We start from the raw sequence: 13,608 nt of genomic DNA on the forward strand, positions 1-13,608 counted from the left end.
ACGAACGAATATTGCAGGAAGCCCGCGACCACTCCACGCCGCTTATGCAGCGGCTGCGCTTTCTGGGTATTTTTTCCAGCAATCAGGACGAATTCATCAAGGTTCGCGTGGCTTCCCTTGTGCGCCTTACCCGCTCCAAAAACAAAATAAAGCCGCTGCTCATGGGCGGCCTAACCCCGGATGAAGCCTTGCAGCGCGTTAACGACAAGGCCGCCACCGCGCAAACGGCCTTTCGCGAAACCTACGAGGAAGTGCTGGACGCCATGGAGCACGAGGGCATACGCGTGCGCGATGAAACAGAACTCAGCGAAGGGCAGGATGCCTTTTGCCGTGGCTATTTCGGCAATGTGGTCTATCCGCAGCTGGTGCCGCTCATTCTGAACAAATCCGCCCGGCTGCCCTTTCTTCAAGACAGCCAGATATACCATGCCGTCAAGATGGAATCGGACGCCGCCCCCGGCAAATGCCGCTATGCGGTGCTGCGCATCCCCGTCAACGCCGCCTGCCCGCGCTTTGTGGAAATGCCCTCGTCGCCCGGCTGCCACGACATCATCTTTGTGGACGACATCATCAGGCTGTGCCTGAACAATATTTTCTTCATGTTCAACTACGACCGCATTTCCGCATACACCTTCAAGGTAATGCGCGATGCGGAGCTGAGCCTTGACGACGACGTGTCCAAAAGCCTCATTGAAAAAATGGAAGAAGGGCTGGAACACCGCCTGCGGGGCCGCCCCGTGCGCCTTATCTACGACAGCGCCATGCCCGAAGACCTGCTTTTTCTGCTGGCCTCAAAGCTCAACCTCAAAAAGAGCGAGCTTGACCCCGGCGCGCGCTACCACATGATGCGCAGTCTCATGAGCTTTCCGCGCGTGCGGCCTGATCTGGAAAACGCCGTCATGCCCGCCCTCACCCATCCGGATATCAAGCCCTTCTCCAGCATCCTCAAGGTGGTGCGCAGCAAGGATATTTTGCTGCACTTTCCCTACCATACCTTCAATCATGTGGTGGAATTTCTGTGCGAGGCGGCCATCGACCCCAAGGTGACGGATATTTCCATCACCCTGTACCGCACGGCAGACCATTCGCGCATCATCAACGCCCTTATAAACGCAGCGCAGAACGGCAAAAGGGTTACGGCCTGCGTGGAGCTCATGGCCCGCTTTGACGAGGAGCGCAACGTCAAAAGCATCGACATGCTGCACCAGGGCGGGGTGCGCGTCATCCACGGTCTCAAAGACCTCAAGGTGCACAGCAAGGTCATTCTTGTGGAGCGCGCCGAGGGCGGCAAAAAAACAGGCTATGTCTACATCGGCACCGGCAACTTCAACGAAGATACGGCGCGACTGTACAGCGACATGGGGCTTCTGTCCGCCAATCCGGAATTTGCGGAAGACGCCCGCACCATATTCAATTTTCTCAATGCCTCGCACAAACCGGTTTCGTGCCGTGAGCTGGTGGCGGCCCCCCAGTGCATGCGCGCTTTTTTCACCAACGCCATCGAGCGCGAAATACGCAATGCCAGAGCCGGAAAAAAGGCCTACATCCACGTAAAGCTCAACAGCCTTACTGATGAATCCATGATCCGGCTGCTTTACCGCGCCAGCAAGGCCGGGGTGGAAATACGCCTCATTGTGCGCAGCGCCTGCTGCCTCAAGCCGCAGATTCAGGATCTGAGCGAAAACATCCAGGCCATCAGCATTGTGGACAAATTTCTCGAGCATGCGCGCATTGCGCTCTTTTGCAACAACGGCAGCGAGCTGGCCTATATCTCAAGCGCAGACTGGATGCCCCGCAATCTTGACCGCAGGCTGGAAGTGGCGGCCCCTGTCCACTGCCCGGCCCTGCGCCAGAACCTGCGGGACATTTTTGACATCCAGTGGGCGGATAACGTCAAGGCCCGCATTCTTGACGGCACCGGGGTCAACAAATACAGCAAGGGCGAATCCGTGGCCCCCTGCCGCTCGCAAACGGTGCTGCACGAATACTACAGCCGCATGGCCGCCCGCCCCGCGGCAGATGGGCCTGCCGCCCATGCCCCAACCAGCCGGGCAAAAAAATTGCGGGCGTCCGCAGCCAAAAGCAGAAAGCCCGCGCGCAAGTCCCCTGCCGCTGTGCGCAACAATACGGTTGAAGCAATGGCCGAAACATAGAGCTGTCTGTCATTCAAAGGCCTGGTTGCTCAGCGTGAGCGCTGAAAAAATCCGCGCCGACATGCAGGCATTCAATATAAACAAGCCCTGAAGGCGCAGGCTTTCCTGCACCCCTCACCCTAAAAACCAGTGTATATTCCTGCGGTCTTGGTGTAGTCTTGCCGAACCGCGCCTCAAGGCGTGCGGTAACTACCGCAAGGCATTTCACACCCTGCCGCAAGAGTAGTTTGCTAATGAAGCGAGTTAGCTGCTCTGCAAGGATTTTTCTGAAAATCCTTGCCCGAAATGCGCGCAGGCAGGCTTTGCCTGCCGCGGGTATTTCAAGTGTTAAATGCTCCAGAGGAGACAGAGTGAAACCCAGCATGCTTGCCGCCATTGACGTGGGCTCCAACGCCATACGCTTTCTCATCAGCAACGTTGAGGATCTGAGCCCCGACAAGCCAGTCAAAAAAAACGCCTACCTTCGCATTCCCATTCGCCTTGGGACGGATGTTTTCCTTTATGGGGCCATCTCTGAACAAAAGCAGGCCGCCTTTGTGGACGCCATGATCGGCGTTGCCCACATCATGCGGGCCTACGGGGTTGACCACTACCGCATCTGCGCCACCAGCGCCATGCGCGATGCCGCCAACGGGCAGGACATCATGAATCTTGTGCGCGAAAAAACAGGCCTGCGCATAGATATCATCAGCGGGCTGGAAGAAGCGCAGATTCTCTTTAACGCCAACGCCCTGGCCAGATACACCGATGTGAACAGCGCCCTGTACGTGGATGTGGGCGGCGGCAGCACTGAGGTGGTGGCCCTGCGCGACGGCAAGCTGCAAGAGGCTTTTTCTTTTCAGCTCGGCACGGTGCGCATTCTCGCCAAAGCCGTGGACCCTCGTGAACGCGAACGCTTTGCCGCAGAAATGCGCAGGCTGGGTGAAACCTATGCGCCGCAATGCGTCATTGCCTCGGGCGGCAACATCAACAAGGTTTCAAAACTGCTCGAAAAACGGGACGGCAAGCCAGTTGGCGCGCCGGAACTGCGCGCCCTCTACAAGGATCTGCTGGGCCTGCCGCTGGAAGGCCGCATGGAAAAGTACAGCCTCAACGCCTACCGGGCGGACGTTATTGTTCCGGCATTGGACATATTCCTCGGCGTGGTTGACATGTCGGGCGCAAAGCAGCTTGTCATACCCAAGATAGGCCTTGTGGACGGTATCATCCGTCACATGTGGCTCAATGCGGACAGCCTCGAAGACCGGGCCTGCCCCGGGCTGGCGCATTAGGGCTGCACACTTTTCATCTCTCGCAGATTGCGCCTCCCCCCGGCGCAAATCGACAGTGCCTGTCCTTGTTTCATGCCCGCCGTAGACAAATAGTGCCGAATCCGGCATTCATAGCATAGCACCTGTTAACGCGTAGCGTTAGCGGGCGCTTCCTTCATAATTCCACCTGTTTTGCAGCGCTCCGGGCCATGCGGGTACCGGATTTTCGCTCCTGCCCTTTACCGCACTGCGGAGGAATCATGCCGACAACGCCACTGCGTTTCCTGCTCATAATTCTGGCCGTTTTTCTGCAAGCCGTTCCGGCTCTGGCCGGGCCTGCCTACCGGGTGGCCGCACCCAGCAATCCGCAGGAGGACAACTGGCTGCGCCGCGAAGGGTTTTCCATAACTTTTCAGGTGGATGAAGCCCGCTGCAAAAAGGAATACGGCGCGGACTGGTCGCGCCAGTGCGCCTCTTCTCCCGCAGGGGAGGAAGGCCGCGTTGTGGAAGGCGTGCGCATGACGCCGCCCGTAGCCGGTGTGTGGCGCTGGACGGACGACTCCACCATGGAGTTCACCCCCAAGGAACACCTGACGCCCGACACCCGCTACACCATTTCTCTTGAAAAAATGGCTTTGCCGGGCCGGTTCTCTCTCAAGCGGCAAGCCGTGTACGCCACCCAGCCTCAGGCCGTGCGCGTGGGCAAGGAAACGTTCTGGATCGACCCCTCGCCCAAGGGCGCGCATGCCGTTTCCGTCCCCTTGCGCTTTATCTGGCCCGTGGGCACTCAGGATATGGATGGCCGCATCACCATTGGCCCCAGCGATGCAAAAAGCGGCCTTGCCCTCGGCGCGCCCCGCCTTGTGTGGAACGAACGCCGCGACGAGGTGGTCGTCACCGCGCCCGTCACAGCCCTGCCGGAAAAAAACGCCGCGGCCCGCATCAGCATCAAGGGTTTGCCCGCCTTTGCCGAAGGTTCTGGCAAGTGCGTGGTCGTTGCGCCCAAAAAGGACGCCAAGGCTCCGCCGAGCGTGGAGGCCCTCTTCTCCATCACCGGACGCGCCCGCCTGATGGATGTATCTAAAATTACTATTAATCCCGTCTATGACGACAAGCTGGACAAAAAATTCCAGCTTGAGGTCAAGACCTCCCTGCGCGTCCTGCCCACAGAGCTGCTGCGCAAGCTTGAGCTTATCCAGTTGCCCCGCAAGCTCACCGCCGAGGCCGGGAAAGATGCTGACTGGACAAAAATGCCCGCCATCAGCCCTGATGACGTTAAAAACGGCACGCGCCTCAAGCCGGAGCTGATGCAGGCAGCCGATGAACCGGCAGACCGTATTTTGCTGCGCATTCCCGCGGAGGCGGGACGCGGCCTGCTGGCCGCAGTGGACAAGGGCCTGCCCTCCACCGCAGGGCCGGAAACCGCACAGGTTCGCCGCTTTATCATGACTGTACCCTCCCTCGGCACCGAAGTGGGCTTTTTGCAGCCCGGCAACGTGCTGACCCTGAGCGGCCAAAAAAAGCTGGATATTTACGCCACGGGTCTTACCTCGGTGGCCTGGCGCGCCGAGCGCGTCCGCGATCCTTTTCTGGCCCTTGCCGCAAAAGAATCAGGCTTTGAATACCCCACAGCAGATATGGACGTCATGAGCGATGTGGTGGAAGGCCGCATTGAAGTACGCAAGGAACAGGCAGGCGCTTCATCCTTTCCCGTGCTTGACCTGGCCCCGTTGCTGCGCGGCGGCAAGGAGCCGGTGCACGGCCTCATGCGCATAGAGCTGACAGGATACAACGGCGATAAATCCATTGCCTACGCTGCCCGCCTGCTGCTTGTCACAGATATGGGCCTGACCGTTAAAATGGCAGGGGACGGCGCGCGCACGGTCTTTGTGCAGCATCTGGGCACCGGCAAGCCTGTGCAAGGGGCGGAAGTACGCCTGCTGGGCCTTAACGGTTTGCCGCTGCAAAGCGCCGTCACCAACGCGCAGGGCCGCGCCGACCTGCCGCCCGCCAATGGTCTTGAACGCGAAAAGCGCCCCGTAGCTGTGGTGGCTCTGGCCCCCGCAGCAGGAAAGGCCGCCGATGCCGGCAAAGACGCTGGCCCGCAGGATCTGGCGTGGCTCTCACTGGACGATGCCACCCGCATGGTGGATTACAGCAACTTTGCCATTTCTGGCCGCCACACCTCGGCGGATGGCCTGAGCGCCTCGGTTTTCAGCCAGCGCGGCATCTATCTGCCGGGCGAAACCCTGCACTTTGGCTGCATTGTGCGGCGGTTTGACTGGCAGCCCATGCCCGCCGGTCTGCCGCTGGAGGCCGTGCTTGTCAGCCCCACCGGGGCGGAGGTCATGCGCCGCGCCTTTACCGTGGGCGATGACGGTCTGAATTCCTTTGACTGGGCTTGCCCCGAAGATGCAGCCGTGGGCTCGTATCAGCTTGATGTACGCCTGCCGGGCGACACTGCCAGATCCGGCGCTTCGCCCGTGCTGGGCAGCACCCGCGTGCGCGTTGAAGAATTCCAGCCCGACACCCTGGCCCTTGCGGCCTCGTTTACGCCCGCAGCGCCCAAGGGCTGGATACGCACCGGGCAGGACGCCCCGGCTGTGGAAGCGCAGGCGCGGCTGGATAATCTGTATGGCGAACCCGCGGTCAATCACCGCGTTCAGGCCACCCTGCGCACGGAAAAAAGCCGCCTGCACTTTGCGGGATACGAAGACTATACATTCTATGAGCCTGCGGGCTTTGAGGGCGAAGGCCAGTCGCTGGAGCTGCCCGCCGCCTTTACAGACAGCAAGGGCATAGCCGCCTTTGCCCTGCCTCTGGGCAGGTTGCAGGCCGGTACCCTTCGCGGGGCTGTGCAGATCGAAGGCTTTGAGCCAGCGGGCGGCAGGGCCGTTACCCGCCAGCTTGATTCGCTGTTCTCGCCTCTGGCCGTGGCCCTTGGCTACAAGCCTGAAGGCGAGGTCAACAACCTTGACTACATTCCGCAAAACGCCAAGGCCTCCCTGCGCCTGCTGGTGCTGAACAATGACCTCGCGCCCGTAAACCTTGCCAAGGCCGAAGCCGTGTTTTCCGCCCGGCGTTACGTCAACAGTCTGGTGACTGATTCCAGGGGCGAATACCGCTACGATGCCACGCCCGTTGATACGGAACTGGTGCGCAAGACTCTTGATCTTGGCGCACAGGGCCTCTCCCTGCCCCTGCCCACCACGGATGCGGGCGATTTTCTGCTCACCGTGCGGCAGCCGGACGGGGCCGTGCTGGCGGTTATCCCCTATACGGTGGCTGGCGACAGGCTTGCCCAGCCTTCCGCGCTTTCCACCGAATCCCTTGCCAAGGGCGATCTGCGCCTCAAGCTCGACAAACAGCAGTACGCCCCCGGCGACACCATCAAGATGCGTATTTCCACGCCCTATGCGGGTGCGGGCCTCATAACCATTGAACGCGAAAACGTGCTGGCTCAGGCTTGGTTCACGGCCCAGGCTGGCGAAAGCGTGCAGGAAATCCGCATTCCCGAAGACTTCCAGGGTCGGGGCTACGTGAACGTTTCCTACGCCCGTTCGCTGGATTCGGACGTGGTCTATATGAAACCGCACGTGGTCGCCGTGGCTCCCTTTATAGCGGGCATTGACCAGCGCGATCTGGGCCTTGCCCTTACCGCCCCAGCGCGCACATTGCCGGGTGATACCGTCACCGTGCGGCTTACCTCCCGGGTGCCGGGCCGTGCGCTGATCTTTGCCGTGGATGAAGGCGTGTTGCAACTCACGGGCTTTACCACGCCAGACCCGCTGCGCGACCTTTTGGGCGACCGGGCGCTGGATGTGAGCACCGCACAGATATTTGACCTGCTCATGCCCGACCATGCGCGCCTGCGTGGGCGCATTCCCGGTTTCGGCGGCGACATGTCCGGCCCCGGCGGGCGCTTCCTCAATCCTTTCAAACGCAGGGGCGAGCCGCCCTTTGCCCTGTGGCAGGAAATTGTGCCCGTGGACGCCAAGGGTACAGAAGTGCGCTTTACCGTGCCGCAGTACGCCAGCGGCAAAATCCGCATCATGGCCGTGGGCAGCGCCGCGCCCAGGCAGGGTCTTGCCCTGGCAGGCAGAACGGAAGCTTCCATGGAAGTGCGCGGTACGCTTATTCTCAAACCTTTGCTGCCGCTGGCTGCCGCCCCCGGCGACGAGTTTGACGGCGCGCTGGTTGTGGCCAACACCGTTGAAGGCAGCGGCCCCGGCGCACGGGTGCGCGTGAAGATGGAAAGCACCTCCGGCGGGCTGACCTTTGCTCAGGACCCCGCCCCCCAGACTGTGACCGTGGACGAAAACGGCGAGGCAACCATCAACTTCCGCATGCGGGCGCAGGATATTCTTGGCGAAGCCGCCGTGCGCTTTACCGCGAACCTTGAAAACTCCAAGGCAGACAAGCCCGTCATCCGCACACAGACGGTATCCATACGCCCGCCCATGCCGCGTCTGCGCACGGAGAGCATTACCCCGCTGCGCGGCCCCGCAAGCGTTGACGTGCAGCGCAACCTGTATCCCTTTGAGGCTCAGGGACAGGCCAGCGTGGGCGCCATGCCCGTGCTTGCCCTGCGTTCGCTGCTTGCGCGGCTGGACACCTACCCTTACGGCTGCACGGAGCAGCTCATCAGCCGCGCCATGCCCTATGCGGCCCTGCTGGGTTCGCCCGAGGCACGGCACGAGGTCTTGCGTAATCCCAACATCAGCCCCGAGACCATGCTCAAGCGCGGCAACAAGGTTATCAGCGCCGCATTGAGCGCCATCATGGGCAACTTTACCCAGTATGAAGGCGTAAGCCTGTGGCCCGGCGGCACAGCCAGCGACTTTGTCACCGCCTACGCGGCGGACTTTCTGCTGACCTTGCGGGACAGCGGCACTGTCACGCCCGAGGGGCTTTCGCACAACCTGCTCGATACCCTTGAATCCATTGTGGGCCGCTCGCCCACAGACATGGCCGACGCCCGCGTCAAGCTCTACGGGGCCTGGATTCTGCAACGCGATGGCCGCATCATGACGCAGGATCTGGAGCGCATCGAGCAGTGGCTCAAGGACAACTTCAAAGGATGGGAAAACGACATAGCCGCCGCCTTCCTGGCCGACAGCTACGACATGCTGCGGTTGCGGCGCAGGGCCGAGCAGCGCATGCCCGCGACACTCACCCGTTGCGATGACGCGTTCATGAGCAACGGCGCAGTTCAGGCGCTGCATGCCCTCATGGTGGTGCGGCACTTCCCGGAAAAGAAAAAGAGTCTGCGTATGGCCGACCTGCTGGACAGCGCCTTCAGCACAAATGCGACCACTGTGGATATGGGCCTTGGAGCCAGAACCCTGCTGGTCATGGGTGACGCAAACGCCCTCAAGGCAGACAGCCTCAGCCTGGCCTGCCAGCAGTACGCCCAGGGCTTTACCCCGGCGGAGGGCAAGGCATCGCCCCTTGGCGGAGCGCTTGTTCTTGATGCCCCGGGCTGCACCCGCTACCGCGTCGAAATACCGCAGGGCGAGCCTCTGCTCAGCCTCTTGGTGACTACAGAAGGTTTTGACCGCGCGGTCATGAGCGATGCCTCCAATGGCATCAGCCTGCAACGACGCTACCTTGACTCCAAGGGTGAGACCATTACCACGGCCAGGCTTGGCGACGTCATCACTGTCGAACTGGCCATACAGGCTGGCGCAGAGATCAACAACGTGGTGTTGCTGGATCTGCTGCCCGGCGGATTTGAACCCGTGCTGGAAAGGAACGGACAGAGTCAGTCGCAGGACGGGCTGGTGCGCTACGAACGCCGCGAGGACAGGGGCATCTTCTTTGTGGATCTGAACGGCGACCGCCAGACCTTTACCTACAAGGTGCGGGCTGCCTCCAGAGGGCGCTTTGTGCTGCCCGCAGCCACGGCGGAAGCCATGTACAACCCGGCTGTAACCGCCCGCACGGGCGGCGGTAATGTCACTGTCGAATAAGCTTCTGACCCGGTTCCGTATGGCTTTGCCGCTTGTGCGGAACCGGGCTGCCCATATGCCAGACGCCTTCCGTGCCCTGCTGCGGCGCAGAAGGCGTCTGGCACTTGCCGCATGCGTACTGGCTCTGCCGCTGGCGGCCCTGCTGCTCTGGCTGGCCTTTGCCCCCTGCCCGCACCCGCTGGCGGGAGTGGAGTTCTCACGTATGGTGCTGGACAAACGCGGCGGCATCATGCGGGTCAGCCTTTCCGCCGATCAGAAATACCGCATCCGCACACGGCTGGCGGACATCCCCCCTGCTGCCGTGGATACCGTTTTGCGCTACGAAGACAGGTTCTTCTGGCATCATCCGGGCATCAATCCCCTTTCGCTCTTCCGCGCCGCCGCAGGCATAGCAACGGGGGGCCGCCGCATGGGCGGCTCCACCATCACCATGCAGGTGGCCCGCCTGGCATACGGGCTGGAAACCGGGAAAATGGGGGCCAAGCTGCGGCAGATGCTGCTGGCCCTGCAACTGGAATGGCGCTTCAGCAAGGAAGAAATCCTCGAGGCCTATTTCAACCTTGCACCCTATGGCGGCAATGTGGAGGGTCTGGGAGCGGCGGCGGTGTGTTATTTTCACAAAACAGCCGCACAGCTTGCCCCGGCGGAAAGCGCCGCCCTCATGCTGGTGCCGCAAAACCCTTCCCGCCGCAGGCCGGCCCGCGATAACAAGGCCTTCAGCCAGGCCGTGCACAGGCTCAATGAAACGTGGTTCGGCAAAAAGGAATCCGCTCCTCTGCGCGTCTACAGCCCGCAGGATATGCCCTTTGTCGCGCCGCATCTCAGCACGGAGCTGCTGCAACACCCCGGCGCGGATATACTGCGCACAACGCTGGATACCACGGCCCAGCGCCGCATAGAACGCCAGCTTGCCCGTTTTGCAGCGCGGCACAGCGCCTACGGCCTCACCAACTGCGCGGCCCTGCTGCTGCACTGGCCCAGCATGGAAGTACGCGCGCTGGCTGGATCCGCCGATTTTTTCAACAAATCCATCGAAGGGCAGGTGGACGGCACTCGCGCGCGGCGCTCCCCCGGCTCCACCCTCAAGCCCATGATCTACGCCCTTGCGCTGGAGCAGGGCCTTATCCATCCGCAAAGCCTGCTGGCAGACACGCCACACAGCTTTGCAGGCTATGATCCGGAAAATTATGACGGCGCGTTCCGTGGCCCCCTTTCTGCGGCAGAAGCACTGCGCGCCAGCCGCAACGTGCCCGCCATAACCCTCGCAGCCAAACTGACCCGCCCGAGCCTGTACGAATTTTTGCGCCGCGCCGGGGTGGAGTTTGCCGATGGCGCAGACCACTACGGCCTGTCGCTGGTGCTTGGCGGAGCGGAAGTGAGCATGCGCGAACTGGCGGGCCTGTATGCCATGCTTGCCAACAAGGGCGTGTGGCGGCCCCTGCGCTTTCTATCGGACGAAGCGCCGTCAGCCCCCGCCCTGCCCCTGCTGACGCCGGAGGCGGCCTTTGTGACTCTCTCCATGCTGGAAGCGCCGGATCCGGACAAGATGGCCCGCTCGCAGGGCGGCGCGATGCTGCCCGTGCGGCTCAAAACCGGCACGTCCAACGGCTTTCGCGATGCCTGGGCCGTGGGGCAGTTCGGCCCCTACGTGCTGGCCGTGTGGGTGGGCAATTTCAACAATACCGCCAATCCGCTGCTGGTTGGCGGCATGGTGGCCGCTCCCCTCTTTATGGATATGGCCCGGGAGCTGACGGCGGCGGAACCCATGACAGATCCCTTCCGCGATCCGGCCCCCAACCTCAATGTAGAAAAACTGCGCGTCTGCGTGGCAACTGGCGACCTTTATACGAGCCTCTGCCCGGAAACCACGCTCACATGGTTCATCCCCGGTGTGTCGCCTGTGGCGCCCTCGGGCGTTTTCCGCACCATCCTGATAGACAAGGCCAGCGGTCTGCGGGCCTGCGCCCCGCAGGATGGCCGCACCGAGCAGCGCGTGTGGGAATTCTGGCCCAGCGATCTGGCCCGCATGTTCGCCCGCGCGGGCATGCCCAAGCCGCCGCCACCGCCTTTTGAGGAGCAGTGCCGCCGCGAGCAAAAAATCTCCGGTCAGCCGCCCACCATCATTCAGCCCAAGAGCGGACTTGTTTACCGCCGCACAACAGACGCGCAAAACGGCAGCATGGTTTTTATGGCCCATGCCGAGGCTGGCGTGAACGAACTTTTCTGGTTTGCCAACGATAGTTATGTGGGCAGCACCGCACCGGGCGAGCCGCTGCTCTGGCAGGCCGCGACAGGCGATGTGAGCGTGAGGGTGGTGGACGATGCGGGCAGGGCCACACGGCGGAATATCCGCGTGAGGGCCGCGCCCTAGGGGCTGTTCACTCAATGGCTCTTTTGCCCCCTGCCTGCATCAGGAGACCTTTTTATTCCGGTCGGGTACCAAGGAAGTACACTCCCTCCATAAAAAGCTTCCTGCCTTGGCAGGGAACAAAATTTCTCATAGAGGTAACAGCCCCTGGAACATTTTCAAGGTTAATCTGCTCTTGAGGGGAGCGGACGTTTGATGTTCGGCAGTGTTGTGAGGGAAAGAAGCAGCCACGCGCAAACCGCTATTTCTGACAGTGGGGGCAGTACACGGTGGCGCGGCCCGCCACCTTGATTTTCTCAAGGGCGCGTCCACAGGCCTTGCAGGCCTGCCCGTTGCGGCCATAGACGCCAAAACTGTTCTGGAAAGCCCCCACATTGCCGTTGGCATCGCGGTAATCGCGTATGGAGCTGCCGCACTGCGATATGGAAAGTTCCAGCACATCCTTGAGACAACGCAGCAAACGGCTGCGCTGCGCCGCCGAGAGCGAGGCGGCCTTGCGGCGCGGGTCGATGCCTGCGGCAAACAGACTTTCATCCGCATAGATATTGCCCACTCCCGCAATGACCTTCTGATCCAGCAACACAGCCTTGATGGCCGAATTTCTGCCGTCGAGCCGGGCGGAAAAGGCGGCATCCGTCAGTTCCAGCGGTTCAGGGCCAAGCTCCCGCCAGAAGCTCCACTGCTGCATGGTTTGCGGCGTTCCTGCCAGCAGCAGGCCAAAGGCCCGCACATCATCAAAAAAAAGGCGGCGTTCCCGCCCCTGCGCGTCCGTGAGGTCAAACACGCAGCGCGTATGCGGGCCGGGCGCGGTATGGGCGGCATAGGTCATAAGGCGGCCTGTCATGCGCAGGTGCAGAGCAAGGCGCAGACCGGTTGCGCCGCGCAGGTCTGCCCTGACAGCTTTTGCGGCGTCCAGTTCAAGCAGCAGCAGCTTGCCGCGTCTGCCCACGCCAGTAATGACGCAGCCCTGCAAATCCTCGGGCCTCAGGCTCAGAGGGTGCAGGCTTGAATCACGCAGCAGGGTTGCCCCCGTGATGACGCAGCCTTCCACATGAGGGCGCAAGGTGCGTGCCACTGTTTCGACTTCTGGCAATTCCGGCATGGTCATTCCTGTGTGTGGCTGGCGGTGCGTACAATGACTTCGGGGGAAGAACCTTCCGCCGAAAGTTCCTCCCCCGTTTCAGTGCGGCTCATGCCGCGCAATCAAATCTTGCCCGCCAGAACAGCAGAAAACCTTGCGGCGCACAGCCTGCGCCGTGCCTTAACTGTTTTCTGTCTTGTCCTCTGGCTTGCTTTCGGCCTTGTTCTCGGCCTTGCTCTCGGCAAGATAAATATCCAGCAGCCCTTCGGGCGGGTCAATGACCACAGCGGGAATTTCCAGATCAAAACCCGCAATAAATTCAGGCCGCGCGGGGAAGAGCACTTCCTTGTCATCATCGGTCATGATGACCCACATTTCAAGGCCCGCAGGGTACTCAAAATGGTCGAGCCTGCCGATGCGGGCACCGTCAGGCAACACCACGTCACAGCCGAGCAGATCTTCCAGATAGACCTCGTCGTCATCAGGCTCCGGCAGATCTTCGCGCTTCACAAACAGCTTGCAGCCGCGCAGGGCTTCTGCCGCCGTGCGGTCGGCCACGCCCTCAAGCAGGAGCAGGGGCCGCTCCTTGTGGCTGCGCACAGCCGCAATCTTGACCCGACGCGGCGCGTCCTTGCCCCTCTGTAGCCAGAGGGGGGTATCCAAAAGCAAGGGGGAGTCCGCATGCCAGTCGATGCAGATCTCCCCTTTGATGCCGTGGGGCCGCGCCAGCGTACCCATATGAATCCAGGTTTCCGTCATACTTCCAGTTCTGCCGGGTTTCCGG

The 13,608-nt window shown here is 61.6% G+C and carries 7 protein-coding genes; 4 read left to right on the top strand and 3 right to left on the bottom strand.

What is annotated here, in order from left to right; genetic code table 11:
• A partial coding sequence (ppk1, locus tag VEZ52_RS08105; RefSeq protein WP_324836374.1) for a polyphosphate kinase 1 occupies window positions 1-2,153 on the top strand: 2,153 nt, incomplete at its 5' end.
• Between the two features lie 13 nt (window positions 2,154-2,166).
• On the opposite strand, the gene VEZ52_RS08110 is transcribed toward ppk1, so the two are convergent.
• On the bottom strand, window positions 2,167-2,517 hold the full coding sequence (locus VEZ52_RS08110; protein WP_324836375.1) for a hypothetical protein: 351 nt from the start codon (window positions 2,515-2,517) through the stop codon (window positions 2,167-2,169).
• Between VEZ52_RS08110 and VEZ52_RS08115 the strand changes: the two genes are divergently transcribed.
• The 3 genes from VEZ52_RS08115 (at window position 2,504) to pbpC (ending at window position 11,746) form a co-directional block, all read left to right on the top strand.
• Window positions 2,504-3,424 (top strand): hypothetical protein, encoded by a 921-nt coding sequence (locus VEZ52_RS08115; protein ID WP_324836376.1) that lies wholly within the window; start codon window positions 2,504-2,506, stop codon window positions 3,422-3,424. The genes VEZ52_RS08110 and VEZ52_RS08115 overlap by 14 nt on opposite strands.
• Before the next feature lie 239 nt (window positions 3,425-3,663).
• Complete coding sequence (locus VEZ52_RS08120; protein WP_324836377.1) at window positions 3,664-9,375, top strand: alpha-2-macroglobulin; 5,712 nt, start codon at window positions 3,664-3,666, stop codon at window positions 9,373-9,375.
• Window positions 9,359-11,746, top strand: a complete 2,388-nt coding sequence (gene pbpC, locus VEZ52_RS08125; protein WP_324836378.1) for a penicillin-binding protein 1C — start codon at window positions 9,359-9,361, stop codon at window positions 11,744-11,746. Before VEZ52_RS08120 ends, pbpC begins: the two co-directional genes overlap by 17 nt.
• A gap of 238 nt (window positions 11,747-11,984) precedes the next feature.
• On the opposite strand, the gene mutM is transcribed toward pbpC, so the two are convergent.
• Both mutM and rimM read right to left on the bottom strand, forming a co-directional pair.
• The gene (gene mutM / locus VEZ52_RS08130; RefSeq protein ID WP_324836379.1) at window positions 11,985-12,845 is read right to left on the bottom strand and encodes a bifunctional DNA-formamidopyrimidine glycosylase/DNA-(apurinic or apyrimidinic site) lyase; all 861 of its coding nucleotides are present in this window, start codon (window positions 12,843-12,845) and stop codon (window positions 11,985-11,987) included.
• A gap of 159 nt (window positions 12,846-13,004) precedes the next feature.
• Window positions 13,005-13,608, bottom strand: a 604-nt coding sequence (gene rimM, locus VEZ52_RS08135; protein WP_324836380.1) for a ribosome maturation factor RimM, incomplete at its 5' end; no start/stop codon positions are given.

This window comes from Desulfovibrio sp., assembly GCF_035644575.1.
Taxonomy (GTDB): Bacteria; Desulfobacterota; Desulfovibrionia; order Desulfovibrionales; family Desulfovibrionaceae; genus Desulfovibrio.

Bases quoted from the DNA above. Each gene is read 5' to 3' on its own strand.
- VEZ52_RS08120 (WP_324836377.1), top strand. From the start codon at position 3,664: ATGCCGACAACGCCACTGCGTTTCCTGCTCATAATTCTGGCCGTTTTT.
- pbpC (WP_324836378.1), top strand. From the start codon at position 9,359: ATGTCACTGTCGAATAAGCTTCTGACCCGGTTCCGTATGGCTTTGCCG.
- mutM (WP_324836379.1), bottom strand. From the start codon at position 12,845: ATGCCGGAATTGCCAGAAGTCGAAACAGTGGCACGCACCTTGCGCCCT.
- VEZ52_RS08110 (WP_324836375.1), bottom strand. From the start codon at position 2,517: ATGCTGGGTTTCACTCTGTCTCCTCTGGAGCATTTAACACTTGAAATA.